Source organism: Pseudomonas sp. IT-P171 (assembly GCF_949767765.1).
GTDB lineage: Bacteria > Pseudomonadota > Gammaproteobacteria > Pseudomonadales > Pseudomonadaceae > Aquipseudomonas > Aquipseudomonas fluorescens_B.
This window is the reverse complement of sequence record NZ_CATKQN010000022.1, coordinates 176,537-202,684: the sequence shown is the minus strand read 5'-3', so window position 1 is coordinate 202,684 and position 26,148 is coordinate 176,537. Positions and strand designations below refer to the sequence as shown.

At 59.9% G+C, this 26,148-nt stretch carries 20 protein-coding genes; 5 read left to right on the top strand and 15 right to left on the bottom strand.

The annotated features are described in order from the left end of the window. Positions 1-20: 20 nt before the first annotated feature. The 3 genes from ACM6I5_RS15985 to ACM6I5_RS15975 form a co-directional block, all read right to left on the bottom strand. The gene (locus ACM6I5_RS15985; RefSeq protein ID WP_193393038.1) at positions 21-1,292 is read right to left on the bottom strand and encodes a hypothetical protein; all 1,272 of its coding nucleotides are present in this window, start codon (positions 1,290-1,292) and stop codon (positions 21-23) included. 35 nt (positions 1,293-1,327) lie between these two features. After that, on the bottom strand, positions 1,328-3,850 hold the full coding sequence (locus tag ACM6I5_RS15980; RefSeq protein WP_414884267.1) for a TcfC E-set like domain-containing protein: 2,523 nt from the start codon (positions 3,848-3,850) through the stop codon (positions 1,328-1,330). A gap of 103 nt (positions 3,851-3,953) precedes the next feature. Further along, complete coding sequence (locus tag ACM6I5_RS15975; protein ID WP_414884205.1) at positions 3,954-4,445, bottom strand: CS1 type fimbrial major subunit; 492 nt, start codon at positions 4,443-4,445, stop codon at positions 3,954-3,956. A 507-nt stretch (positions 4,446-4,952) separates the two neighbouring features. Here ACM6I5_RS15975 and ACM6I5_RS15970 point away from each other — a divergent pair. Both ACM6I5_RS15970 and ACM6I5_RS15965 read left to right on the top strand, forming a co-directional pair. Next, the gene (locus tag ACM6I5_RS15970; protein WP_017340618.1) at positions 4,953-5,528 is read left to right on the top strand and encodes a PadR family transcriptional regulator; all 576 of its coding nucleotides are present in this window, start codon (positions 4,953-4,955) and stop codon (positions 5,526-5,528) included. Then, positions 5,525-6,310 (top strand): siderophore-interacting protein, encoded by a 786-nt coding sequence (locus ACM6I5_RS15965; RefSeq protein ID WP_414884203.1) that lies wholly within the window; start codon positions 5,525-5,527, stop codon positions 6,308-6,310. The genes ACM6I5_RS15970 and ACM6I5_RS15965 overlap by 4 nt, the downstream gene beginning before the upstream one ends. Positions 6,311-6,345: 35 nt before the next feature. Here ACM6I5_RS15965 and ACM6I5_RS15960 read toward each other — a convergent pair whose 3' ends face one another. Both ACM6I5_RS15960 and ACM6I5_RS15955 read right to left on the bottom strand, forming a co-directional pair. Next, a complete protein-coding gene (locus ACM6I5_RS15960; protein ID WP_031319104.1) occupies positions 6,346-6,981 on the bottom strand; it encodes a Pr6Pr family membrane protein in 636 nt (211 codons plus the stop codon). A 2-nt stretch (positions 6,982-6,983) separates the two neighbouring features. Beyond that, positions 6,984-7,214: a VF530 family DNA-binding protein gene (locus ACM6I5_RS15955; protein WP_017340621.1), complete on the bottom strand. Its 231-nt coding sequence runs from the start codon at positions 7,212-7,214 to the stop codon at positions 6,984-6,986. A gap of 285 nt (positions 7,215-7,499) precedes the next feature. Here ACM6I5_RS15955 and ACM6I5_RS15950 point away from each other — a divergent pair, with 285 nt between their 5' ends. Continuing rightward, positions 7,500-8,882, top strand: a complete 1,383-nt coding sequence (locus ACM6I5_RS15950) for a carbohydrate porin (protein WP_414884202.1) — start codon at positions 7,500-7,502, stop codon at positions 8,880-8,882. A gap of 112 nt (positions 8,883-8,994) precedes the next feature. Then, positions 8,995-11,403, top strand: a complete 2,409-nt coding sequence (locus ACM6I5_RS15945; protein WP_414880560.1) for a glucose/quinate/shikimate family membrane-bound PQQ-dependent dehydrogenase — start codon at positions 8,995-8,997, stop codon at positions 11,401-11,403. Between the two features lie 145 nt (positions 11,404-11,548). Here ACM6I5_RS15945 and ACM6I5_RS15940 read toward each other — a convergent pair whose 3' ends face one another. Together ACM6I5_RS15940 and purL are read right to left on the bottom strand one after the other, a co-directional pair. Continuing rightward, positions 11,549-11,860 carry an NGG1p interacting factor NIF3 gene (locus ACM6I5_RS15940; RefSeq protein ID WP_414884201.1) on the bottom strand — a complete coding sequence of 104 codons (312 nt, stop codon included), beginning with the start codon at positions 11,858-11,860 and terminating at the stop codon, positions 11,549-11,551. Positions 11,861-11,865: 5 nt separating this feature from the next. Beyond that, positions 11,866-15,762 (bottom strand): phosphoribosylformylglycinamidine synthase, encoded by a 3,897-nt coding sequence (gene purL, locus ACM6I5_RS15935; RefSeq protein WP_017340625.1) that lies wholly within the window; start codon positions 15,760-15,762, stop codon positions 11,866-11,868. A gap of 274 nt (positions 15,763-16,036) precedes the next feature. On the opposite strand from purL, the gene mltF reads away from it, so the two are divergent. After that, on the top strand, positions 16,037-17,497 hold the full coding sequence (gene mltF, locus ACM6I5_RS15930; RefSeq protein WP_017340626.1) for a membrane-bound lytic murein transglycosylase MltF: 1,461 nt from the start codon (positions 16,037-16,039) through the stop codon (positions 17,495-17,497). An 85-nt stretch (positions 17,498-17,582) separates the two neighbouring features. Here the strand turns inward: mltF and pdxJ are convergent, their stop codons facing one another. The 8 genes from pdxJ to lptF all read right to left on the bottom strand — a co-directional run bounded on the left by pdxJ (position 17,583) and on the right by lptF (position 25,997). Next, on the bottom strand, positions 17,583-18,329 hold the full coding sequence (gene pdxJ, locus ACM6I5_RS15925; RefSeq protein ID WP_008151581.1) for a pyridoxine 5'-phosphate synthase: 747 nt from the start codon (positions 18,327-18,329) through the stop codon (positions 17,583-17,585). A 49-nt stretch (positions 18,330-18,378) separates the two neighbouring features. After that, a complete protein-coding gene (recO, locus tag ACM6I5_RS15920) occupies positions 18,379-19,062 on the bottom strand; it encodes a DNA repair protein RecO (protein WP_031319106.1) in 684 nt (227 codons plus the stop codon). A 162-nt stretch (positions 19,063-19,224) separates the two neighbouring features. Then, a complete protein-coding gene (gene era / locus ACM6I5_RS15915) occupies positions 19,225-20,127 on the bottom strand; it encodes a GTPase Era (protein WP_017340628.1) in 903 nt (300 codons plus the stop codon). Then, on the bottom strand, positions 20,120-20,809 hold the full coding sequence (rnc, locus tag ACM6I5_RS15910; RefSeq protein WP_017340629.1) for a ribonuclease III: 690 nt from the start codon (positions 20,807-20,809) through the stop codon (positions 20,120-20,122). The genes era and rnc overlap by 8 nt, the downstream gene beginning before the upstream one ends. Positions 20,810-20,993: 184 nt before the next feature. Next, positions 20,994-21,848 (bottom strand): signal peptidase I, encoded by an 855-nt coding sequence (gene lepB, locus ACM6I5_RS15905; RefSeq protein WP_017340630.1) that lies wholly within the window; start codon positions 21,846-21,848, stop codon positions 20,994-20,996. Between the two features lie 5 nt (positions 21,849-21,853). After that, entirely contained in the window at positions 21,854-23,653 is a 1,800-nt protein-coding gene (gene lepA / locus ACM6I5_RS15900) for a translation elongation factor 4 (protein ID WP_017340631.1), read from the bottom strand. Between the two features lie 171 nt (positions 23,654-23,824). Continuing rightward, positions 23,825-24,886 (bottom strand): LPS export ABC transporter permease LptG, encoded by a 1,062-nt coding sequence (gene lptG, locus ACM6I5_RS15895; RefSeq protein ID WP_017340632.1) that lies wholly within the window; start codon positions 24,884-24,886, stop codon positions 23,825-23,827. Beyond that, positions 24,879-25,997 (bottom strand): LPS export ABC transporter permease LptF, encoded by a 1,119-nt coding sequence (gene lptF, locus ACM6I5_RS15890; RefSeq protein ID WP_017340633.1) that lies wholly within the window; start codon positions 25,995-25,997, stop codon positions 24,879-24,881. The genes lptG and lptF overlap by 8 nt, the downstream gene beginning before the upstream one ends. Positions 25,998-26,148: the final 151 nt, after the last annotated feature.

The following is a 26,148-nucleotide window of genomic DNA, read 5'->3' as shown; positions in this document are numbered from 1 at the left end:
CTACAGCAAAGTGCGACCCGCTAAACTTCCGAATCCCAGACAACCGTCACAGTCCCGGAATACTGTCGCTGATGACCCGGTTGCAGCATCTGCTCCACTTCGCGGGAAGGAATCTCGAAGTGCAGCGTTCCGGGTCTGCGCTCCACGTAAAACGCCGGCTGGAACAGTTCGGTACCGCTGCCATCCATCAGCAAGGGCCGCCGTTCGACGGCTCTGCCGCTTGCATCGCTCAAGCCACGGGGCAGGCTGACGCTGACGTTCAGCGGCACGAAATTGCCGGATACCGGCTCGCGCAACGAGCAAGTCCTGCTGTCCTGGGTGTGCTCACATTCGAGTTTCATCTTGAAGCGCGAACTGGCCGAGATGTTGAAGGTCTGGTCACGGAACAGCCGCGTGGGTCTGCGGCCCTGTTGCAGCCAGGCCTGCCAGCCGCCTTGTGGCACCAGTTCGACGCGATTGCCACCCGGCGGGACTTCGACTTTGAGGGTGTGCTCGACGGTGAGGGTGAAGTCGAGCTGGATGATGTTGTCCGAGGGCACAACGATGTCACCCAGATCGAAGTCGCCGCCCGGGCCGATCGTGTACACCTGGGTCCCGGTGTACACCCCGGTGGACATTTTCAGCGGGTCAGGGGTGCGCAGCTCGTAGGTGAAATCCAGATAGCTGAAATTGAAACCGGGAATAAGAAACTTCGCCTGTTTCGCACACACCGTTTCCTGAGGCGTCAGCCAGAAGAACTGATAACCGGTAAATCCGTATTGATTATTTGGGCCAATCGCCACGCATGGACTGGGCGCCGTTTGCCAACTGGTGCCACCCCACAGCACGCTGTGAGCCATATTGGTGTTTGTTTCGCCGGTAAGCTGTCTTACATCATTACTGAGGTTGTGAACACCGCCCAGCCCGGCTATACGGATTTCCACCTCGGCGAGCTCGCCGGTGTCACGATTAAGGACCGTCAACGAACGCCACGCGGCGGGCGTCTTGATCATCGCGCCCTGTCGCACATCCTGGTGATTGGGCAGGATGGGACCACCGAACGGAACATTCCCCACGTGGGAGCGCAGGCTGAAAATATTGTGAGTCTTGCAGATGGCGGGATAGTTGCGACAGAAGCCCTGATTAGGCGTGGTATTCCTGAACTCATTCTTCTGCGGATTGCTCGGGTCAGGGTTGAAGGTGGCTGTAATCGGCATAACCCTGGCCTCGATCTGCGGAGCCGAAACGATCAGGCAGGCGCCAAGGAGCAAGGCGCTGGTGCTCGTACGCCCGAGGGCAGTCAATGATTTCAGCACATTAAAAACTCCAGGAAATTGAGCAGCGTCCATCAACCCGCCCTCTGCACAGCATCGGCGACGTCCGCCAGGGTGTCCGGCGTGCAACGCAGGTCGCCGATCATCAGCACGTTGTTTTCCGCGCGGCCATTGCTCGGGTCGAGGCGGAACTGGCACAACAACTGGTTGCCGTGGCGCACTTCCAGGGTCGGGGAACCAGCGTTCATTTCCATGGAGAAGAAGCCGTCCACTTCACTAACCCCACGGCTGGCGTGGTTGATGATGTGGTGGCCCTTGAGCGGCTTGCCCTGAGGGTCGATCAGACGACCGAGCACGGTGAGGGTTTTCATCACGCGAATCTGGCGATAGTCCACGCCGCCCTTGTTCAGGTGGTAGCTGGAGCGCGCCGGCTGGATGGTTGCAGCCGGAACGTGATTGCCCTCGAAATCGAAACTGACCGAGCTGCTTTTGTAAGCCGTGATCGGTACGAAATTGCGCCCCGGCTTGAGTATCGCGCTGCCGCCGCTCAAGTCGTCGGCACGCAGGGCGATGTCATCGATGTCCGATTCGACATCGATGATCATGCCCGCACCGTTGCGGTGGTACTGGCTGGTCATGACCATTTTTTGCCCGCCGACGGCGACGGTGCTGTCGAGGTTCAGGCCACCGGTGAAGTCGTTGTTGTAAGAGGAACGCTGGATAAATCCGTCGGCGTTGGCCAGGTCCGATTGCATCGTCGCCATCGCGTTCATGCCGATACCATAGGTGTCGGTGATGGCCGTGGCGGAAACGCTTTGCAGTAGGTGATCCTGCAAGTCTTTGCGGTAGGTGACCGAAGCATTGTTATCGCGCCCGCCGTCGCGATCGGTACGAGTGCCGATGCTGCCGGAGATCTGTTCGCCCGGACCGCCCAGGGCAATGTTGAGGCTCAGGTCGACGCCGCGATTACGGTCATTCCCCGAGCTGAAGCTGCCCGGTCTGTCGAACAGCGACAAGCGCCAGTTGGCGTCGCTGCCGAACAATCGGCCGCGCTGGCTCCAGCCCAGATCCACGCCAACGCCTTCGGTGTTGCCCTCGCTGTGGGACACCCGGGCATTGACCGAACTTTTACTGGTGAGCCGATGGTTCACCGACAGCGAAGAGTTACTGGTCTGGCCGATAAATACGTTGCGTTGCCGCACTCGCGTGCCGTCCGGCAGCGTGTCGTAGAGTCGGGTGGTGTCGAGCCAGCTGCGATTGTGGCTGGCGACGATACTGCCGCTGCCGTAAGAATAAAGACCCTGCACGTCGAGGCCGGTGCCGTAGTCCTCGGTCTTGTAGACGTTGGCATAGACACTCGCGTTGTTGACGATCGCCCAGTCGACCGACGTGCCGTATTGCAGGGTGTCTTTCACCTGTCGGCCCGACAGGCCGAGGATAACCCGCGGGTGCAGCAGGAAGTTGAATGCGGCGCCGGCCGTCATCTCGCCGTCAGCCTGATCATCCCAGTTGCTGAGCATTTTCGATTCACGCCCGGCGAACAGGTTGTAGCGCCAGCGCTCGTCATGATTGCGCCAGTTGTTGGGTTTATAGACCAGTTCCTGCGTGCTGGAGGTGATCTGGCCATCTTCGATCAGACGCACTTCCACTTCATAAATGCCACCGGGCAGTGGCCGCGTATCGAGGGTCTGCAAACCGGCCGGTATCGCCTGAGTATTGATCAGCAAACCGTCGCGATAGATTTCCACCGAACCCTGCCGATTGGCCGTGACGTAGATCGGGTAGACCGCCGGTTTCGGGTTGTTGATGGCCAGGCTGTCGGAGCTGCCGTACATGACGCCCAGCGCGGTATCGGGGCTGGCGCCAAAGGAGCGCGGCTGACGGGTCAGGCCTTCCGAGTTGGGCGTGAATAAACCCAGGCGCAGCAAATTGCCTTCCAGTTCGCGCTGTGTGTAGAGCTCGTGCACGGCGTGATAAAGCTGATTGTCCACACCGCCCAGTCGCGACAGTTGCAGGTTCACCGCTTGAGTCCAGTTACCGAGACTGCTGCTGGCTTCCAGACCGTAACGACCACCGAGGTCCTGGTTCTGGCCACCGTTGAGGTTCAGCTGATTGCGCACGATCAACCCGGTGCTGCCGCCTTCGGGCTGGTTGTAATAACGCTGGACCTGATCGTCGCGTTCGGCGTTTTCCGTGAGAATCGACACCAGCGAGTTTTCCAGGCTGTAGTACACGGCCAATAGCTGCTCGGGGCATTTCGCCTTGCAGTCGCCCAGCGCCACGCCTTGTTTCAGGTAATTGGTCCAGGTCTCGCGTTCACTGGCTTTGATCGTGCTGTCGCTGACATCGGTGAAGTCAACGAGGGTGATGCGGTCGTCGCGGGTTAACACGACCATCGCCTCACCGAGAAATTGTTGGTCACGTTCCACGCGCACCGCCAGCGGCACATCAAAGAAGTGTTCTTCAAACTCGCTTGGCAGCCCCTTGGCCTGCGCCAACAAACTTCTCGGTGTATTGCCGTTTTCCATGGGTGCGGCCAAGGCCGATGCGCAAAAAAAAAGGGCAAGCGCCGTCGCGATGGGAGTCATCGGGAACATGAACAAAATACTCAATGGATAAATTCGTTAAAGCCGATCGACAGACAAAAACTTGCCTGCCGACCGGTCAGGCTACCAAGCAGGACGAGCCTTGGTTCAAGACTTAAATGCGGGGGACAGCGTCGAAAATCACGGTAGGACTAACGGTGTACAGGCCATTCTGGTCGGCAGCCGGTTTGGCGGCGGATATACGCAGCTCCGCGCGCATGCCGCCATTGGATTCGGTGTCACCTACCACCTCCTGAGTGGTACCGGTCAATACTTTTCCATTGAAGGTGTAAGTCAGGGGAATGTTTTTCGCCGTATTACCGTTGAACAAGGGTTGCGGGCCGCCTTCGACGTAAGCGTTCACCGAACCTTCGGTGTGTTTGATATCGTACATGCCAACCACGTCTGTCAGGGTTCCGTCAAGGACGCGGTATTGCATTCTCTCGTCTTTACCAAAGTCCGGGTTTACAGGCTGGGCATAAAAGATCGAGCTCGGGATTTCCGCGGTAATGTTGATCGAGGAGCGCGATTCTTCCGCAGCGAACGCCATCGAAGAACTCAGGGCCAGGAGGGTCATCGGAACGGCGATTGCAAACTTCTTGAACATTGTTGAGTACCTGTCTTTTTCAAAGTGATTGGTCCGTGGAAAGCGTGAGCGATGCAAATAGCGGACTTAGATAGTGGCAATTTGGCTCAACTTTCAACGCAGAGAATGATCGACCAATTTTCGTAGAAAGTAAGTACGAAACTTCCGAAGAACATGTAGTCACAACAGCCCATAACAAGAAAGAAAAAACCTGAAATTCAATAATTAATCCGTTAACCCGACAGAAACATACTACAAACAGTTTTAATAAAAAAAGCATACAGAGAAATAGAAACAAATGTTCTGTGAGAAAAAGACTACTCAGGCGTAACTATTAAAAATTCCCGCTGTTAGTTGCGCACAATTAGATCAACCACTCTAAAACAGCAAGCCACAAAACGGCGTTTTCCCACCCCTGCACTGAAGTCCGCCCTACGTCCTTCGGCGACGACCGTTGGTCCTGTTCGCTTGCCTTGCCATTACGATATATCTTAAGTTGTATCTAAACACGCCAGAGACAAGGAAAAAATGAGAGACCATCATTCCCCCCACCGCGAACACGGTGACGGCCGCGACGGCTTCGAGAAACGCCCCGGTCGCGAGCGTGGCGGCCGAGGCCCCCGGGTGTTTGCCCCCGGCGATCTGAAATTGCTGCTGCTCGCGCTCATCGCCGAACGGCCCTGCCACGGCTATGACTTGATCCGTCAGATCGAAGGTATGTTCGACGGTGCCTACAGCCCCAGCCCCGGCGTGATCTACCCGACCCTGACCTTCCTGGAAGAAAGCGAAATGATCCAGGGCGACGCCGAAGGCGGGAAAAAACGCTACAGCGTGACCGAGACCGGACGTCTGTCTTTAAGTGAGCAAGCGGTTGCACTGGACGGGGTGCGCATGCGCATCGATGTCAGCAAGCGCTCGTTACGCGGCCATGACCGTCCGGCCGAAATTCACGAAGCGGTGCATAACCTGCGTCATGCGTTACAACTGCACCACGGTCGCTGGAGTCCCGAAGAAATCCTGCGGGTCGCCGCTTTGCTCAACGACACCGCCAAAGCCATCGTTGATGGTCCCTTGGTTCAATCCCCTGCGGAGAAAGCTGAATGACTGAAGTGATCGAGCACACCATTCACCGCGTCATGCATGAAATCAAACGCCGCCGCCTGGAAGTCTTGCGCGTGGTTGACCTGACCCCGCGCATGCGCCGGATTACCCTGGGCGGCCCTGAACTGGCCGGCTTCATCAGCCTGGGCACAGACGACCACGTCAAACTGCTGTTCCCGCAGAACGCGACAGAACAAGCGGCGCTGGAAACCCTGGTTCTCGGTGCGGGCAAAGACAACGGGCCGATGCCGGCGATGCGCGACTACACCCCGCGGCGCTATGACCTGGACACGCTGGAACTGGACATCGACTTCGTCCTGCACGGCGACGGCCCTGCCTCGACCTGGGCCGAGCAGGCCAGGCCCGGGCAATTCCTGCACATCGGTGGGCCACGGGGATCGATGATCGTACCGGACATGTTCGACAGCTATTTGCTGATCGGCGATGAGACGGCAATTCCCGCGATTGCGCGGCGTCTGGAGGGTTTGGCGGCCAATCGGCGAGCGCTGGTGATCATTGAGGTGGAGAACGGCGCGGAACAGCAGAAGCTCGAAAGCCCGGCGCAGGTCAATGTGATCTGGGTGTTGCGCGACGGTGGCAGGAACAATCTGCTGACCACGGTGAAGGAATTGCAGATACCCGCCGGCCATCTGTACACGTGGGTGGCCACAGAGAGCAAAGTGTCACGGCAGATTCGTCGGGTATTGCTGGACGTGCACGGGCTGAACGATCAATTCCTCAAAGCCGTCGGCTATTGGCGGCTGGACGACAGCGACGAGGAGTAACAACGCAGGTCAGGGTTGATCAGACGTCAGTGTGATCAGCCTCGACGGCGATCCAACGCGATCACCACCAAGGCAATCAGCACAAACCCCGCCAACAATCCCCCGGCATTCACAAACACCTGTGGATAACCCAGCGTATCCACATCAATGAACGGGTATGGATAAGTCGCCAGCAGATGCCCGCGCAGCAGTGCATACGCGAAATACACCAACGGGTAAATCACCCACAGCGCGATGTGCCGCAGACGCAAGGTGCCTTTGGGCACGCACAACCACCACCAGGCCAGAAACAGCAACGGCATGACATCGTGCAGCAGCTCATCGGCCAGCCATTGCCAGCCTTCGGGATGCCACAGATGGCGCAACAGGACGTTGTAGGCCAGGCCGACCACGGCGATGCTCACGGCAATCCCGCTGCTCACCCACGGTTGCAAAAACCAGCGCCGTGCAGCGGATTCGCGGGACGTCAGTGCGCAGGTCAGCACAGTGGCCACCAACGTATTGGTGAGCACAGTGAAATAGCTGAAAAAGCTCAGCAGCCCACCCAGCAAACTGGCGCCCAGGGCCCAGCGCGAATAGAAAATCAGGTACAGCTGAATGCTCAATCCTGCCCAGCCGAGCAGCACCGCCACCGCCACAAAACGACGCCTCGCGGCAGACTGGCTGACCATGTTCAGAGCGGTCGCTTGGTGCGCATCAACTTCACATACAACCGCTCGACTTTTTCCCGCGCCCACGGGGTCTTGCGCAGGAACGTCAGGCTCGACTTGATGCTCGGATCACTCTTGAAGCAGCGGATATCGATGCGCTCGGCCAGCCCCGTCCATTCGTAATGTTCCACCAGAGTGTTCAGGATCTGCTCCAGCGTCACGCCGTGCAGCGGGTTGTTGTTCTGTTCGGTCATGCCGGGCCTTCGAGCGATGAATGAAATGCAAGGCGCGCACCTTATCCGAGGGGGTGGTCCGGTGGAAGGGCTGTGCGCGCTATCTGTTAAATGTAGGTGAACTGCGACAGATCGCCCCGCGACACTGTTACCAAATCCGAAAGAATTCATGTCGGTAAAAGCGCTTTCTCTATTTGTAACAGAACATTATCCTTGCGCCCCGACAAGCTGAAACGATTCTTCCATTCGCTTCAATCCTGCTGTTCCCCGTTCACTCCCTAGAAAAAGACCAAGAATTTCTTCTCTATGCCTTATTTTCAATCTTCGCGAGACAGCGCTGTCTGCCTTGCTGTTGCCAGCCGAAAAGCCTTGAACCTGGTCGGCGGATTCACCGCAATGGGTCTCGCCACCTGCGCTCAGGCTGCACCGGCCTTTGATAGCGAATCGCCTTGGATGCTCGGCGACTGGAACGGCACGCGCACCGAGCTTTCGGAAAAAGGCTACGACTTCAAAGTCGATTACACCGGCGAAATGGGCAGCAATCTGCACGGCGGCTACGACCACGATCGCACCGCACGCTACAGCGATCAGTTCGGCCTCGGCGCACACCTCGATCTGCAAAAGATCCTGGGCTGGGACGACGCTGAATTTCAGCTGACCATCACCGAGCGCAACGGCAACAACATCAGCAACGACCGCATCAACGATCCACGGGTCGGTGGTTTCACTTCCGCTCAGGAAGTCTGGGGCCGCGGGCAAACCTGGCGCCTGACGCAGATGTGGTATCAGCAGAAATTCTTCGACCGCAAGCTCGACATCAAGGTCGGCCGTTTCGGCGAAGGCGAAGACTTCAACAGCTTCCCCTGCGACTTCCAGAACCTGGCGTTCTGCGGCTCTCAGGTCGGTAACTGGGTCGGCGGCATCTGGTACAACTGGCCGGTCAGCCAATGGGCGATGCGGGTCAAATATCACCTGACGCCAGAGCTGTACGCGCAAGTCGGCGCGTATGAGCAGAACCCGTCGAACCTGGATCGCGACAATGGTTTCAAGCTCAGCGGCAGCGGCACCCAGGGCGCGATCCTGCCGGTGGAACTGGTCTGGACACCCAAGCTCAACGGCCTGCCGGGGGAATACCGCGCCGGTTATTACTACAGCAACGCCAACGCCAGCGACGCCTACAAGGACCGCAATGGCCAGCCCGCCGCCCTGAGTGGCGAGGCCTACCGCAGCGCGTCCAGCAAGCACGGCGTGTGGCTCGGTGTGCAGCAGCAACTGACCAGCCGTGCCAGCGACCACTCCCGTGGCCTGAGCGTGTTCGCCAACGGCACGATGCACGACAAGAAGACCAACGCCATCGACAACTATGTGCAGGCGGGCGTCGTCTACAAAGGCTTGTTCGATGCACGGACCAAGGATGACATCGGTTTCGCGATGGCCCGGGTTCATGTCAATCCGGCGTACCGCAAGAACGCCGAGGCGAGCAATCAGGCCCGTGCGGTCTACGACTTCGACGACCCGTCCTTCCTGCCACCGCAAGACACCGAATACAGCGCCGAACTCTATTACGGCGTGCACGTCACGAACTGGCTGACCGTGCGCCCGAACCTGCAATACATCCGCCACCCCGGTGGCGTGGACAAGGTCGATGACGCGCTGATTGGCGGGATCAAGGTCCAGTCGTCGTTCTAACCCACAGGGACTTGCATCAACGAACCCAATTGATATGAACCATGCCCGCGCCGGATCGTCATCTACAGTGAACTTGCGCGGGACTACTTGAAACGTCACGGAGAACCACACTATGAGCACTGATGGTGCTTTGAGTCGAAGCCGTCTATTGCCGACCCTGCTCGGCATTCTGCTTCTGCTAATGGGCCTGGCCATGCTGGCCGGGGGGATCAAGCTGAGCATGCTCGGCGGCTCGCTGTATTACCTGCTGGCCGGTATCGGCCTGGCACTGACCGGCGTGCTGCTGATTCTGGCCCGCCGCGCCGCCCTCGGGCTTTACGCACTGGTGCTGTTCGCCAGCACCGTATGGGCCTTGTGGGAAGTCGGCCTGGACTGGTGGCAACTGGTGCCGCGCCTGGCGATGTTGTTCGCGCTGGGTATTGTCATGCTGCTGCCGTGGTTCCGTCGTCCGCTGCTGCGCGAAGGCGAAGCGAAGACGGGCACTGGCGCGCTCAGCATCGCCGTGGTGCTCGCCGGTGTTGCCGCACTGGCCAGCCAGTTCACCAACCCCGGTGAAATCAAGGGCCAACTGGACCGCGACAGCGTCCCGGGCATGACCAACACCGCGCCAGCCATGCCGGATGGCGACTGGAACTCCTACGGCCGCAGTGCCCACGGTGATCGTTACTCGCCTCTGACGCAGATCACTCCGCAGAACGTGAACAAGCTCGTTCCGGCCTGGACCTACCGCACCGGCGACCTGCCGGGGCCGAACGATCCGGGTGAAACCACTGCCGAAAACACCCCGCTGAAAGTCAACGGCATGCTCTACGTGTGCACACCGCACAGCCAGGTGATCGCGCTGGACCCGGACACCGGCAAGGAAATCTGGCGTTTCGATCCGAAGCTCTCCACGCAGAACGCGGCGAACTTCAAGGGTTGGGCGCACATGACCTGCCGTGGCGTGTCGTATCACGATGACGCCGTCTACGCTTCCGAGCAGAGCCCGACCGGCAGCGCCAGCGCTCCCGTCGCCAGCGTCTGCCCGCGCCGGATCTTCCTGCCGACCGCCGACACCCGTCTGATCGCCCTGAACGCCGACACCGGCAAGATGTGCGAAGACTTCGGCAACAAAGGCCAGGTCGACCTGAGCGCCAACATCGGCGGCTTCAATGCCGGCGGTTACTACTCCACCTCGCCTCCAGCCGTCACCAAAGACCTGGTGGTGATTGGCGGCCACGTCACCGATAACGTTTCCACCGACGAGCCGAGCGGCGTGATCCGCGCGTTCGATGTGCACACCGGCAAACTGGTGTGGAACTGGGACAGCGGCAACCCGGACGACACCACGCCGATTGCCGAAGGCAAGGTCTACACCCGCAACTCGCCGAACATGTGGTCCATGTTCGCCGTCGACGAAAAACTCGGCATGCTTTATCTGCCGATGGGTAACCAGACTCCGGACCAGTTCGGTGGTGCGCGCACCCCTGAATCGGAATTGCACGCCGCCGGCCTCACCGCCCTCGACATCGCAACCGGCCAGGTACGCTGGCACATGCAGTTCACCCACCATGACCTGTGGGACATGGACGTCGGTGGTCAGCCAACCCTGATGGACCTGAAAACCGCTGACGGCGTGAAGCCGGCGGTGCTCGCGTCCACCAAGCAAGGCAGCATCTACGTGCTGGATCGCAGCACTGGCCAACCGATCGTGCCGATCAACGAAGTGCCGGTGCCTCAGGGCGCTGTCGAAGGTGATCACACGTCCCCGACCCAACCGAAATCCGACCTCAACCTGATGCCGCCGCCGCTGCAAGAGCGCGACATGTGGGGCGTCACCCCGTTCGACCAACTGATCTGCCGGATCGACTTCAAATCCATGCGCTACGACGGCCCGTTCACCCCGCCGTCGCTGCAGGGTTCGATCGTTTACCCAGGCAACTTCGGTGTGTTTGACTGGGGCGGTTTCTCGGTTGACCCGGTGCGTCAGATCGCTTTCGTGAACCCGAGCTACATGGCGTTCAAATCGAAAATGATCCCGGCCGCCGAAATCGCGGCCCAAGGCCCGCGCAAAAGCGAAACCGAAGGCGTGCAGCCGAACAAAGGCGCGCCGTACGGCGTGGTCCTCGAAGCACTGCTGTCGCCAATGGGCTTGCCGTGCCAGGCGCCGGCGTGGGGCTATGTGGCGGCGATCGATCTGACCACCTCCAAAGTCCTGTGGAAGCACAAGAACGGCACCGTGCGTGACAGCTCGCCGGTTCCGATCCCGCTGAGCATGGGCGTGCCTAGTCTGGGTGGCACCATCACCACGGGTGGTGGCGTTGGTTTCCTGAGCGGCACCCTCGACCAGTATCTGCGTGCCTACGACGTGAAAAATGGCAAACAGTTGTGGGAAGGTCGTCTGCCTGCAGGCGCGCAAACCACGCCAATGACCTACACCGGCAAGGACGGCAAGCAATACGTGCTGGTCGTCGCGGGCGGTCACGGTTCGCTGGGCACCAAGCAAGGTGACTATGTGATTGCGTACAAACTGTCCGAGTAAGTTTTAGCGGCGGTAAAAGGAAAGGCGACTCCTGTGAAGGGGTCGCCTTTTTTGTGGGTGAATGAACGCAATCCTTTGTAGGTTTATAAATACTGGGCAACAAAAAACCCGCCTTGGCGGGTTTTTCATTGCAGCGGCCTTGGGATCAAAAATCCTCCAACCGCCACACTTCGTAAGCCGGTGTCTCGTAGGGATGGCTCTGTTTCAAAGCCGCCACCACCGCCCGGATCAACTCATCCGCCACCACCAGCTCAACTTTCCATTCCTCAACCTGTTCGACCTGCCCCGCTTCGCCAATGAACGGCTGGCTGCCATCCAATGGGCGAAACTGACCCTGGCCCAACACTTGCCACGCGCAGTGATCATAAGCCCCGATCCGTCCGCCACCGGCGGCGAATACGGCGCTTTTGACCCTTTCGACATGACTGTCGGGAACAAAAAAGCTGAGCTTGTACACGGCGCTTAGTTCACCCACACGCGAGCGTTACGGAACATGCGCATCCATGGCGCGTCTTCGTTCCAGTCTTCCGAACGCCACGAGTTCTGCACGGCGCGGAACACTCGCTCCGGGTGCGGCATCATGATCGTTACGCGACCGTCGCGGCTGGTCAAACCGGTGATCCCGCGCGGCGAACCGTTCGGGTTGGCCGGGTAGTTTTCGGTGACCTTGCCATGGTTGTCGACGAAACGCATCGCAACGCAACCGGACAGATCGGCTTCCAGCAACGCCTCTTCGCTTTCGAACTCGGCATGACCTTCACCGTGTGCGATGGCGATCGGCATGCGCGAACCGGCCATGCCCTGCAGGAAGATCGAATTCGACTCCTGGACCTGAACCATCGCCACGCGGGCTTCGAACTGCTCGGAACGGTTACGCACAAAGTGCGGCCAGAACTCGCTGCCCGGAATCAGCTCGTGCAGGTTGGACATCATCTGGCAACCGTTGCACACGCCGAGGGTGAAGCTGTCGTTGCGTTCGAAGAAGCCCTGGAATGCATCGCGAGCACGGCTGTTGAACAGCGCGGACTTGGCCCAGCCTTCGCCGGCACCCAGTACGTCGCCGTAGGAGAAACCACCGCAAGCCACCAGACCTTTGAACTCGTTCAGGTCGACACGGCCGGCGAGAATGTCGCTCATGTGCACGTCGATCGCGTTGAAACCGGCGCGGTCGAACGCGGCGGCCATTTCCACCTGGCCGTTGACGCCCTGCTCACGCAGCACGGCAACCTGTGGGCGGATGCCTTTCTTGATGTAAGGCGCGGCGACGTCCTGGTTGACGTCGTAGCTCAGCTTGACGCTCAGGCCCGGGTTGTCTTCTTCCAGCAGCACGTCGAACTCTTGTTCGGCGCAGTCGGCGTTATCGCGCAGACGCTGGATCTGGTAGCTGGTCTCGGCCCACTGACGTTGCAGCAGACGACGCTGACCTTCGAAGACGGTGTCACCGTTGAAGGTGATGTTGATCTCGCCGTTGTTTATCGGCTGACCGATCACCGACACGCACTCGCCCAGGCCGGCAGCGCTGAACTGCGCGAGGATGTCCGGGGTGGCGTCCTGGCGAACCTGAATCACGGCGCCCAGTTCTTCGTTGAACAGGATCGCGGCGATGTCGGCGGAAGTTTCTGCCAGACCGTCGAGGTTCAGGCTCAGGCCGCAGTGGCCGGCGAAGGCCATTTCCACAACGCTGGTCAGCAAACCACCGTCGGAACGGTCGTGGTAAGCCAGCAGGTGACCGTCGGCGTTGAGGCCCTGGATCACCGCGAAGAAGGCTTTCAGGTCTTCGGCATCATCGACGTCCGGCGCTTGCGAGCCAAGCTTGCCGTGAACCTGGGCCAGGATCGAGGCGCCCATGCGGTTCTGGCCCCGGCCCAGATCGATCAGGATCAGGTCGGTGGTGCCCTTGTCCATGCGCAGTTCCGGGGTCAGGGTCTGACGGATGTCAGCCACTGGCGCGAAACCGGTCACGATCAGGGACATCGGCGAAGTCACGGTCTTGTCGACCCCTTCGTCGTTCCAGCGAGTGGCCATGGACATGGAGTCCTTGCCCACCGGGATGGTAATGCCCAGGTCAGGGCACAGTTCCATACCGACCGCTTTCACGGTGTCGTACAGGCGCGCGTCTTCACCCGGGTGACCGGCTGCGGACATCCAGTTCGCCGACAACTTGATGTCGGAGATCTTGTTGATGCGCGAAGCGGCGATGTTGGTCAGGGTTTCGCCGATGGCCATGCGGCCCGACGCCGGAGCGTCCAGCAGTGCCAGCGGAGTACGCTCGCCCATGGCCATCGCTTCACCGGTGTAGACGTCGAAGCTGGTGGCGGTGACGGCAACGTCGGCCACCGGAACCTGCCACGGGCCGACCATCTGGTCACGGGCCACGAGGCCGGTGATGGTGCGGTCGCCGATGGTGATCAGGAAGCTTTTGCTCGCCACGGCCGGGTGATGCAGAACGCGTTCGACGCAGTCTGCAATTTCCAGCGTGGCTGGATCGAAATCGTCACCCAGTTCGTTTTCACGCACGGCCGAACGGTGCATGCGCGGGGCTTTGCCCAGCAGCACTTCCAGCGGCATGTCCACCGGGCTGTTGCCGAAGTGGCTGTCGGTGACCGTCAGTTGCGGCTCTGCGGTGGCTTCGCCGACCACGGCGAACGGGCAACGCTCGCGTTCGCAGATTGCCTGGAAGCGTTCGAAGTCCGCCGGGCCAACTGCCAGAACGTAACGTTCCTGGGATTCGTTACTCCAGATTTCGTGCGGGGCCATGCCCGGCTCGTCGTTTGGAATGTTGCGCAGTTCGAAGCGACCGCCACGGTTGCCGTCGTTCACCAGTTCCGGGAACGCGTTGGACAGACCGCCCGCACCGACGTCGTGGATGAAGCTGATCGGGTTCTTGTCACCCAACTGCCAGCAACGGTCGATGACTTCCTGGCAGCGACGTTCCATCTCAGGGTTTTCGCGCTGTACGGACGCGAAGTCCAGGTCAGCCGAGCTGGTGCCGGTGGCCATGGAGGAAGCCGCGCCGCCGCCCAGGCCGATCAACATCGCCGGGCCGCCGAGTACGATCAGCTTGGAGCCGACGGTGATTTCGCCTTTCTGTACGTGTTCGGCACGGATGTTACCCATGCCGCCGGCCAGCATGATCGGCTTGTGGTAGCCACGAACTTCGTCGCCACGCGGGGTGGTGATCGACTGTTCGAAGGTACGGAAATAACCGGTCAGGGCCGGACGGCCGAATTCGTTGTTGAACGCGGCGCCACCCAGTGGGCCTTCGATCATGATGTCCAGCGCGGTGACGATGCGCTCGGGTTTGCCGTACGGCACTTCCCACGGCTGTTCGAAGCCAGGGATCTGCAGGTTCGAAACGGTGAAGCCGGTCAGGCCAGCCTTTGGCTTGGCGCCGCGACCGGTAGCGCCTTCGTCGCGAATCTCGCCACCGGAACCGGTCGACGCGCCCGGGAACGGGGCAATCGCGGTCGGGTGGTTGTGGGTTTCGACTTTCATCAGGATGTGCACCGGTTCCTGCACCGCGCCGTACTGGCGGGTTTCAGGGTCCGGGAAGAAACGGCCGGCAACGTTACCGACGATCACCGAAGCATTGTCCTTGTAAGCGGACAGAACGCCTTCGCTGTGCATCTGGTAAGTGTTCTTGATCATGCCGAACAGGCTTTTTTCCTGGCTCTGACCGTCGATGTCCCAACTGGCGTTGAAGATCTTGTGACGGCAGTGCTCGGAGTTCGCCTGGGCGAACATCATCAGTTCGATGTCGTGCGGGTTGCGCTTCAAACCAACGAAGGCGTTGACCAGGTAGTCGATCTCGTCTTCGGCCAGGGCCAGGCCCAGCTCGGTGTTGGCTTTTTCCAGCGCGGCGCGGCCGCCGCCCAACACGTCGATCGCGGTCAGGGGCTTCGGCTCGGCGTGGCTGAACAGACCGGCAGCCTGTTCCAGGTTGCCGAGGACGATCTGGGTCATGCGGTCGTGCAGCGCATCAGAGATCAGCTGCGCGTCGGCGTCGCTGAACTGGCCGGCCACGTAGAACGCGATGCCGCGCTCCAGGCGCTGGATCTTGCTCAGGCCACAGTTGCGAGCGATGTCGCTGGCTTTACTGGACCACGGCGAGATGGTGCCGAACCGCGGCAACACCAGGAACAGGCGACCGGTCGGTTCCTGGACCGGAACGCTTGGACCGTACTTCAGAAGGCGCGCGAGCACCTGCTGTTCGTCGCCGGTCAGGACGCCGGTAACTTCGGCGAAGTGAGCGAATTCAGCATACAAGCCGCTGACAGCCGAAACCTTCTGGCTCAGTTGCTCAAGGAGTTTGCTGTGGCGAAAGGCAGAAAGGGCAGGAGCGCCGCGCAGGATCAACATCTTCGGGACAGCCTCGGGAAGGGGTGTGCTTTGAGGCCGTGCATTCTAGCCTAAACCGCCCGCGACATCACCCGAAACGGTACGCACGGCCGTACCCGAACGTCGGGCTGGGTATTCGGGCCTGCAACAGCGGTCCGTCAGGTGTTATTTTTTGTGTCACAAATTGCGGTTCAAGCCCATTCCTGCGGGCTCCAGAGCGGTTTTTCACTCTCTAGCAGACAAGGCCTTCGCTGTCGAGATATGGCGCTCGTGGTCCTTTGCGTATACTGCGCAGATGTTTTCCCCAACGGCTTTGCGTCCGCGGTACGCCAAATGGCTGATCGCAACCGGACTCTTCCTGGTGCTCAGTGGCTGTGTTGATAAACCCAACACGCTGGAGCGCGTAAAGGAGGATGGTGTGCTGCGGGTGGTTACCCGAAACAGCCCCGCCACCTACTTTCAGGATCGCAACGGTGAAACCGGCTTCGAATACGAGCTGGTGAAGCGCTTCGCCGACGATCTGGGGGTCGAACTCAAGATAGAAACCGCCGACAACCTCGACGACCTGTTCAACCAGGTGGGCAAGCCCAACGGCCCGGTCATCGCGGCGGCCGGCCTGGTCAGCAGCGAATCGCGCAAGAAGCAGGTGCGGTTTTCCCACCCCTACCTGGAAGTCACCCCGCAGGTCATCTATCGCAACGGCCAGTCGCGGCCGACCGATCCAAAGGATCTGGTCGGCAAGAAGATCATGGTGCTCAAGGGCAGCACCCACGCCGGGCAACTGGCGGAGCTGAAACAGAAATTTCCCGGCATTGAATACGAAGAGTCCGACGCGGTTGAAGTCGTCGACCTGCTACGCATGGTGGATGAAGGCCAGATCGATCTGACCCTGGTCGACTCCAACGAAGTGGCGATGAACCAGGTCTACTTCACCAACATTCGAGTCGCGTTTGACCTCGGTGACGCCAGCAATCAGAGCTGGGCCGTGGCGGCCGGCGACGACAACAGCCTGCTCAACGAGATCAACGACTACCTCGACAAGGTGAAGAAGAACGGCACCCTGCAACGCCTGAAAGACCGCTACTACGGGCACGTCGATGTGTTGGGCTACATGGGCGCCACCACCTTCGCCCAGCACTTGCAGCAACGGCTGCCCAAGTACGAGCAGCACTTCAAAACCTACGCCAAGAAAGAAAAAGTCGACTGGCGCCTGCTGGCGGCGGTCGGTTATCAGGAATCGCTGTGGCAGGCTGCCGTCACCTCGAAGACCGGCGTCCGCGGCCTGATGATGCTGACCCAGAACACCGCGCAAGCCATGGGCGTGTCCAATCGCCTCGATCCGAAACAGAGCATCATGGGCGGCGCCAAGTACCTGGCTTATATGAAGGACCAGCTGGACGAATCGATCCAGGAACCGGACCGCACCTGGTTTGCACTGGCGGCCTACAACGTCGGCAGCGGTCACCTGGATGACGCGCGCAAACTGGCGGCCAAGGAAGGTCTGAATCCGGACAAGTGGCTGGACGTGAAGAAAATCCTGCCGCGCCTGTCCGAAAAGAAGTGGTACAGCAAAACCCGTTACGGCTACGCCCGGGGCGGCGAGCCGGTGCATTTTGTGGCGAACATCCGTCGCTACTACGACATCCTGACGTGGGTGACGCAACCGCAGCTGGAAGGCAATCAGGTCGCCGAAGGCAACCTGCATGTGCCGGGGGTCGACAAGAGCAAGCCGAATCAGGAAACCCCGCAGCTTTAAAAAAGAAAAAGATCGCAGCCTTCGCTAGCGCCTACAGGGTATGTGTACACCTGCAGGCGCTAGCGAAGGCTGCGATCTTTTGATCTTAGCCTTTCAAGGCCGCAGCCAGAATCAGCGCCTTCATTTCCGACACCGCCGACTTGAACCCGACAAACAACGCATGCGCCACCAGCGCATGGCCGATGTTCAGTTCATTGATACCCTTGATCGCCGCGACGGCTTCGACGTTGTGATAGTGCAAACCGTGGCCGGCATTGACGATCAGCCCCTGGGCCAGGCCAAACGCAACGCCATCCGCCACGCGCTTGAGCTCTTCAGCCACATCCGTCGGTGTCTCGGCGTCCGCGTAACGACCGGTGTGCAGCTCGATGGCCGGCGCACCAACACGGCGGGACGCTTCGATCTGCCGCTCGTCTGCATCGATGAACAGCGACACTTCGCAACCGATCTTCGCCAGGCGATCCACCGCGGCCTTGATCCGTGCTTCCTGCCCCGCCACGTCCAGACCGCCTTCGGTGGTCAGTTCCTGACGCGTTTCCGGAACCAGGCAAATGTGCGCCGGACGGATGCGTTCGGCGAACGCCATCATTTCTTCGGTGACGCCCATTTCGAAGTTCATGCGGGTCTGCAATACATCCTTGAGCAGCAGTACGTCACGTTCCTGGATGTGCCGACGGTCTTCACGCAGGTGCACGGTGATGCCGTCAGCGCCCGCCTCTTCCGCGTCCAGTGCAGCCTTGACCGGATCGGGATAGCGAGTGCCCCGGGCCTGACGCAGGGTGGCAACGTGGTCGATGTTCACGCCAAGAAGAATGCGATTGCTGGTGGTCACGGAAGCGCTCCAGAAGTAGAGAAAGTTCGGTGCACAGCATACGGGGTGATCAGGGCTTGCGAAACAACTCGCGACTGACCAGGGGACGACCGCCCAAGTGAACGGCCAATGCCTGACGCATCAAACGCTTGGCGGCGGACAACGCGCCAGGGGCTGACCAGTCGGCATCGGCCATGGCCAGCAGCTCGGTGCCGTTGAACAGACCGGGTTGCAGCAAGTAAACCCGCTCCAGACCAGCATCGACCTGCAAGCGATAGAGGCCGTCCGGTGCGACGGGTGCATCATGGATGTCAGTCGTCAGGGCGAAGCCGTAACCGAGATCGTCGAGCAGGCGCCATTCGAAGGAACGCAACAACGGCTCCAGCGGACGACCTTCGGCCAGCGCAAGCAACGTCGCGGCGTAGTGGTCGAATACAGCGGGATGGGGGTCTTCGGAGGGCAACAGACGAATCAACAGCTCATTGAGGTAAAGACCGCTGAACAGCGCTTCGCCGTTGAGCCAGGTGGAAACGCCAGCACTTTCCATGCGCCCGACATTCTTCAATTCCCCGCGACCGCGGAACTCGACCTCCAACGGCACGAATGGCCGCGCCAGCGTCCCGGCCTTGCCCCGCGCACTGCGCAACACCGCCCGCAGCCGACCTTGCGGCGTGAGGAAATCCACCAATGCGCTGTTTTCACGGTAGGCACGGGAGTGGAGGACGTAGGCGGGTTGGCCGATGGGTTGGGACATGGAAATCGCAGATCTCAATGAAGGAGCGCAGTTTTACAAACAGCCCAAAACCATTGTGGGAGCGAGCCTGCTCGCGATAGCGGTCTGTCAGTCAACATTGATGTTGAATACCAGGCCCTCATCGCGAGCAGGCTCGCTCCCACGGTGGATCTTTATGCAGGACTACAGGTCGCCGTAACCCAGCGAACGCAGCGCGCGCTCGTCATCGGACCAGCCACCTTTCACTTTCACCCAGAGGTTGAGCATGATCTTGGAGTCGAACAGCAGCTCCATGTCCTTGCGCGCCTCGGTGCCGATGCGCTTGATGCGCTCGCCCTTGTCGCCAATGATGATTTTCTTCTGGCCATCACGCTCGACGAGGATCAAGGCGTGAATGTGCAGGGTTTTGCCCTGCTGCTTGAACTCTTCGATTTCCACGGTGATCTGGTATGGCAGCTCGGCGCCCATCTGGCGCATGATTTTCTCGCGCACCAGTTCAGCGGCGAGGAAACGGCTGCTGCGGTCGGTGATCTGGTCTTCCGGGAAGAAGTGATCGTTTTCCGGCAGGTGCTCGGCGATCACCCGCTCCAGCGTTTCGAGGTTGTGCCCGTGCTGCGCCGAGATCGGCATGATCTGCGCGTTCGGCAGCTGTTCCTGCAACCAGGTCAGGTGGGGCATCAGCTCGGATTTGTCTTCGATGCGGTCGGTCTTGTTCAGCGCCACGATCAACGGGCCGGTCACGTACTGGACGCGCTCGAGAACCATCTGGTCTTCGTCGGTCCATTTGGTGCGATCCACCACGAAGATCACCACGTCGACGTCTTTCAACGCTGCCGAAGCGGTCTTGTTCATGTAGCGGTTCAAGGCCTTTTCGCCGCCCTTGTGCATGCCCGGGGTGTCGACGTAGATCGCCTGGACGGCGCCTTCGGTCTTGATGCCCAGCATGTTGTGGCGGGTGGTTTGCGGCTTGCGCGAGGTGATCGCGAGCTTCTGGCCGAGGATGTGGTTCAGCAGCGTGGACTTGCCCACGTTGGGACGGCCGACGATGGCAACATAGCCACAGCGTGTTGCGGTTGAATCAGTCATTGCCATTCTCCACACCCAGGGCAATCAGTGCTGCGGCGGCCGCTACCTGTTCGGCAATACGACGACTCACACCCTGACCTCGGCTTTTTTCATTCAGTAAGGTGATTTCACATTCGACGAAGAACGTCCGGCAATGCGGCTCACCCTGGATATCCACCACTTCGTAACGCGGCAGCTCACAACCACGCGATTGCAGGAATTCCTGCAAGCGGGTTTTTGGATCTTTGTTGGTGTCGACCAGCGTCAGGCCTTCGAACTCTCCGGCCAGCCAGGCCAGCACGCGCTCGCGCGCCACGTCCATGCCCGCGTCGAGGTAGATCGCACCGATCAACGCTTCCAGGGCATCGGCCAGAATCGACTCGCGACGGAAACCACCGCTTTTCAACTCGCCGGAACCCAGACGCAAGTACTCGCCCAGATCGAAACCGCGGGCCAGTACCGCCAGAGTCTCACCTTTCACCAGGCGTGCGCGCAATCGCGACAACTGGCCTTCGCGGGCCAGGGGGAAGCGATCGAACAATGCCTCGCCAGCGACGAAGTTGAGGATGGCGTCACCGAGGAATTCCAGGCGTTCGTTGTTGCGCCCGGCAAAGCTGCGGTGAGTCAGGGCCAGGACCATCAGTTCCTGATCCTTGAAGGTGTAGCCGAGCTGACGCTCTAGACGGCTTAAGGAGACGCTCACGGTTTATCCACGCTGAGTTCGTGGCTGGATTCCACCGCCATCGCCGTGGTGCGGCGCAGGCTTGGGACAATTAACGCTGTGTTCAAAAATTACATCCTGAATATCATTGTTTTCATGCCTCTGGCGCCGATTGTGGCGGTTCCAGAAATGCATTCGGCGCTGTGTTCAACAGCGCCGTGTGTGATTACTTGATCAGGCCAACCCGCGAGAAATTCGGCAGGTGACTGAGTTTGGGTTCCGGCCAGCTCATCCAGACTGCGAAAGCCTTGCCGACGATATTCTTGTCGGGAACCATGCCCAGCAGATCCTTGGGAATGTTCGGATCATCCCAGTAGCGACTGTCGTTCGAGTTGTCGCGGTTGTCGCCCATCATGAAGTAGTGCCCGGCAGGCACGGTCCAGGTATGGTCCGGCGATGCGCGATAGCGACTCATTTCCTTGCGGATCAGGTGCTCGGCGACGCCGAGTTTTTCCTTGTAGAGCTCGGCACTGCCCAGCGTGCCCGGCTCGGAGCCGACGAGTTGCTCGGCGATCGACTCACCGTTGACGAACAGACGCTTGTCAGCGGTGTAGCGAATCTGGTCACCCGGCAGGCCGACTACACGCTTGATGTAGTTGACGTTCGGATCGCTCGGGTAGCGGAACACCATCACGTCGCCGCGCTGCGGATCACCCACTTCAATGACTTTCTTGTCGATCACTGGCAGGCGGATGCCGTAGGAAAACTTGTTCACCAGAATGAAGTCGCCGACGTCCAGGGTCGGTTTCATCGAGCCGGAAGGAATCTGGAACGGCTCCACCAGGAACGAACGCAGCACCAGCACGATGAACAACACCGGGAAGAACGACTTGCCGTATTCGACCAGCAACGGCTCTTTGTTCAGTTTTTCGACCACCACCCCATCAGGCTGGCTGACGCTGCCCTGATAGGAGGCAATGGCCGCACGCCGACGCGGCGCCAGGAAAACCAGATCGAGCAACGCCAACAGGCCGCAGACGAACACGGCGATGACCAGCAACAGCGGGAAATTTAGTGACATAGGACCTAACTATCCAACCTGAGCACTGCAAGGAAGGCTTCTTGTGGAATTTCCACGTTGCCGACTTGCTTCATGCGTTTCTTACCGGCCTTTTGCTTTTCCAGCAGTTTCTTCTTACGGCTGACGTCACCACCGTAGCATTTGGCCAATACGTTCTTTCTGAGTGCCTTGACGGTTGTCCGCGCCACAATCTGACCGCCAATGGCGGCCTGGATTGCCACGTCGAACATCTGCCGTGGAATCAGTTCTTTCATCTTCTCGGTCAACTGGCGACCTTTGTAGTTCGCATTATCGCGGTGCACGATCAGCGCCAGGGCGTCGACCTTGTCACCGTTGATCAGCACATCCAGTTTCACCAGACTAGCCGATTGATAACGATCGAAATGGTAATCCAGCGAAGCATAGCCGCGGCTGGTGGACTTGAGACGGTCGAAGAAGTCCAGGACCACTTCGTTCATCGGCAAATCGTAGGTCACCTGGACCTGCGAACCGAGGAACAGCATGTCGTGCTGCACGCCACGCTTCTCGATGCACAGGGTAATGACGTTGCCCAGGTGCTCTTGCGGCACAAGAATATTGGCCCGCACGATCGGCTCACGCATGTCTTCGATCGAGGACAGGTCAGGAAGCTTCGACGGGTTATCGACGTAAATCGTTTCACCGGTTTTCAGCAACAGCTCGAAAATCACCGTCGGTGCCGTGGTGATCAGGTCCAGGTCGTACTCGCGCTCCAGGCGCTCCTGGATGATTTCCATGTGCAGCATGCCGAGGAACCCGCAACGGAAGCCGAAGCCCAGGGCGTCGGAGCTTTCCGGGGTGTACTGCAGGGACGAATCGTTGAGCGTGAGCTTTTGCAGGGCTTCGCGGAAGTCTTCGAAGTCGTCGGAGCTGACCGGGAACAGACCGGCGTAGACCTGCGGCTGAATGCGTTTGAAGCCGGGCAGCACGTCAACGTCCGGCGTGGAGCTCAAGGTCAGGGTGTCACCGACCGGGGCACCGTGGATGTCCTTGATGCTGGCAATGATGAAGCCTACTTCACCAGCCTTCAGGTCAGCGGTAGGGGTATGTTTCGGGTTGAACACGCCGACGCTGTCCACCAGGTGGATCTTGCCGGTGGATTTGACCAGGATCTTGTCGCCCTTCTTCACACGACCGTGACGCACACGTACCAGGGAAACAACGCCCAGGTAGTTGTCGAACCAGGAATCGATGATCAACGCTTGCAGCGGATCTTCGATGTTGCCGGTCGGCGCAGGAATGGTGTGAACCAGACGCTCGAGCACTTCATCGACGCCCAGGCCGGTCTTGGCCGAGCACTCGACGGCGTCGGTAGCATCGATGCCGATGATTTTTTCGATTTCTTCCTTGACGCGCTCCGGATCGGCCTGTGGCAGGTCGATCTTGTTCAGGACCGGCATGACTTCCAGGCCCTGCTCGATCGCCGTGTAGCAGTTGGCTACCGATTGCGCTTCGACGCCCTGACCGGCATCGACTACCAGCAATGCACCTTCACAGGCCGCCAGCGACCGACTGACTTCGTAGGTGAAGTCAACGTGGCCCGGGGTGTCAATGAAGTTCAGCTGGTACTTGATACCATCGCGAGCGGTGTAATAGAGGGTGACGCTGTGGGCCTTGATGGTGATCCCGCGTTCACGTTCCAGGTCCATGGAGTCCAGCACCTGGGCTTCCATTTCGCGCTCGGCAAGGCCGCCGCACATCTGGATGAAGCGATCGGCCAGCGTCGACTTGCCATGGTCAATGTGGGCGATGATGGAGAAATTGCGGATATGACTCAAATCACTCACGGATCAACACTCAAAAAGGCTGCAGGCATAGCCCGCCGAAAAATAGCCGGGAATTGTACCTGATCCACGGCGCAAGCGTCACGTTCGCAGGTCAGACGGCACCTACAAAAAACGCCCCGGTCTTGCGACAGGGGCGTTTTTATCGGCGTCAAGGACGGGAAATACCCGTTATCAACCGGCCCGGCGCAACAACCAGACCCCGGCCAGGGCGCACACACCCGCCGGCACCAGCACCGCAAACAGCGGCGAGAAACCGAACACCAGGCTCGAAGGCCCGAGCAGATCCTGGACGATGCGGAAGGTAAAGCCCACCAGTACGCCAGTGAAGACCCGCTGACCGAGGGTCACCGAGCGCAGAGGACCGAAGATGAAGGAAATCGCCATCAGTACCAGCGCGGCAGTGACCAGCGGTTGCAACACCTTGACCCAAAATGCCAGCCAGTACCGGCCATTGTTCAGGCCCTGATCCGCCAGGTAGTGGATGTATCCCCACAGACCGGTGATCGACAGCGAATCCGGCGACATCACCACGGTACTCAGCAACTGCGGGCTCAACGCCACGTTCCAGCGCTCGACCGGAGTCGTCACCACTTCAGTGCTCTTGTCATGGAACAGCGTGGTAGTGACATCGCTCAACTGCCAGTGATCCTTGTCGAACTCCGCACGCTTGGCGAAGCTCGAGGACAGCATATGGCGCTGATCGTCGAAGCGATAACGGGTCACGCCATACAGCAGACCGTTGGGCTGCACCGAGTTGACGTGGATGAACTCGTCGCCCTGACGGTGCCACAGGCCATGCTTGGCGCTTTGTGCATCGCCACTGCCCTGAGCCAGCGAGCGGTTGGCCTGCGCCGTGCTTTCGGTCGCCGGCGCGATGTACTCGCCGATCAACAGACCGACCAGCATCAGCACCAGCATCGGCTTCATCACCGCCCAGACGATCCGCCCGACCGACACGCCCGCAGCGCGCATGATGGTCAGTTCGCTGTGGCTGGCCAGACTGCCGAGGCCGATCAGGCAGCCGATCAGTGCCGCCATCGGCAACATGTCGTACAGACGGCGCGGTGCCGTCAGCAGGACGTAGCTCAACACATCGACCAGGGTGTAGGTGTCGCTGGCGTCACCCATCTCGTCGATGAAGGCAAACAGTGTCGCCAGGCCGAGAATGATCCCCAGTACTGCCAGGATCGCGACGAAGACGCTGCTGCCGATGTAGCGATCGAGCTTAACCACGGGCCACCTCCAGCGCGCTGCGGCGACTTGCCCGCTTCAACTGCAAGGGTTCCCAATAGAGCAGCCCCAGGCCGATGGCCAGGAAAATCCCATGAACCCACCACAGGCCCAGCGCAGGCGGGATCTTGCCCTTTTCGAGGGCGCCGCGAGCGGCAATCAGGATGCTCAGATAAGCCATATAAAGAAGAATCGCCGGCAACAGCTTGAGGAAACGGCCCTGGCGCGGATTGACCCGCGACAGCGGCACCGCCATCAAGGTCACGATGAAGACCAGCAACGGCAACGACAGTCGCCATTGCAGTTCGGTGCGAGAACGCAGGTCGTCACTGCCGAACAAGGAACTGGTGGGCATTGCATCACGGTCGGTGACTTCGCTGCTCACGTCCGGTTTAGGCAGCAATACGCCGTATTCGTCGTACTTGATTGCACGGTAGTCGGCCTGCCCCGGGTTACCGTCGTAGCGATAGCCATTGTCGAGAATCAGGTAGCGGTTACCGTCGGGACGGATTTCCTGACGGCCCTTCTCGGCCACCAGCACGGAAATCCCGCGATCCTTCTTGTCCGACGAGATGTTCTTTTGCGAAATGAACACGCCACCGAGGTGGATGCGGTCATCCGACAGCGTTTCGGTGTAGGTCACCCGGGTTCCGTCGCGCAGCGCCTGGAAGCGACCCGGCTCAAGGGTATCGAACTCGGTCAGGGCGTCCTGTTTGTTCAGCAGCAACTGGAACTGATTGGCCCCTTGTGGCGCCAGGCTCAGGCTCAGCCAGGCCACAACCAGCGCAACCAGCGTGGCCGGAAACAGCGTCATGGTGAACAGACGTTGCTGGCTCATGCCCGTGGCCGACAGCACCGTCATTTCGCTTTCGAGGTACAGGCGACCGTAGGCCAGCAGAATCCCGAGGAACAGGCCCAGAGGCAGGATCAGCTGCAGAAAGCCTGGCAGACGAAAGCCCATGATCAGGAACAGCGAGCCCGGATCCAGAAGGCCGGCAGCCGCCTGGGCGAGGTATTTGATGAAGCGTCCGCTCATGATGATGACCAGCAGCACGGCGCTGACGGCGCTCAAGGTCAACAGGACTTCGCGGGACAGATAACGGAAGACAATCAAACCAGACACTCCAGGGTTGTCAGGCTAAGGCGGCCAAACAAGCAAACGTATCAGGCAGCCCGCAGGGCAGAGCCGCCGAAAAAAGTTGGCGCATTATCCTGTGATTGGGTGCGCCTGTCACTGCGCACGCTCAAGCAGGCGGCTAAAGCGT

Coding starts and splice junctions, on each gene's coding strand:
- era (WP_017340628.1), bottom strand. CDS start 20,127: ATGACTGATTCAACCGCAACACGCTGTGGCTATGTTGCCATCGTCGGC.
- ACM6I5_RS15970 (WP_017340618.1), top strand. CDS start 4,953: ATGAGAGACCATCATTCCCCCCACCGCGAACACGGTGACGGCCGCGAC.
- purL (WP_017340625.1), bottom strand. CDS start 15,762: ATGTTGATCCTGCGCGGCGCTCCTGCCCTTTCTGCCTTTCGCCACAGC.
- ACM6I5_RS15945 (WP_414880560.1), top strand. CDS start 8,995: ATGAGCACTGATGGTGCTTTGAGTCGAAGCCGTCTATTGCCGACCCTG.
- recO (WP_031319106.1), bottom strand. CDS start 19,062: ATGTCCCAACCCATCGGCCAACCCGCCTACGTCCTCCACTCCCGTGCC.
- lepB (WP_017340630.1), bottom strand. CDS start 21,848: ATGTCACTAAATTTCCCGCTGTTGCTGGTCATCGCCGTGTTCGTCTGC.
- ACM6I5_RS15960 (WP_031319104.1), bottom strand. CDS start 6,981: ATGGTCAGCCAGTCTGCCGCGAGGCGTCGTTTTGTGGCGGTGGCGGTG.
- ACM6I5_RS15975 (WP_414884205.1), bottom strand. CDS start 4,445: ATGTTCAAGAAGTTTGCAATCGCCGTTCCGATGACCCTCCTGGCCCTG.
- ACM6I5_RS15980 (WP_414884267.1), bottom strand. CDS start 3,850: ATGTTCCCGATGACTCCCATCGCGACGGCGCTTGCCCTTTTTTTTTGC.
- ACM6I5_RS15950 (WP_414884202.1), top strand. CDS start 7,500: ATGCCTTATTTTCAATCTTCGCGAGACAGCGCTGTCTGCCTTGCTGTT.
- ACM6I5_RS15965 (WP_414884203.1), top strand. CDS start 5,525: ATGACTGAAGTGATCGAGCACACCATTCACCGCGTCATGCATGAAATC.
- mltF (WP_017340626.1), top strand. CDS start 16,037: ATGTTTTCCCCAACGGCTTTGCGTCCGCGGTACGCCAAATGGCTGATC.
- ACM6I5_RS15955 (WP_017340621.1), bottom strand. CDS start 7,214: ATGACCGAACAGAACAACAACCCGCTGCACGGCGTGACGCTGGAGCAG.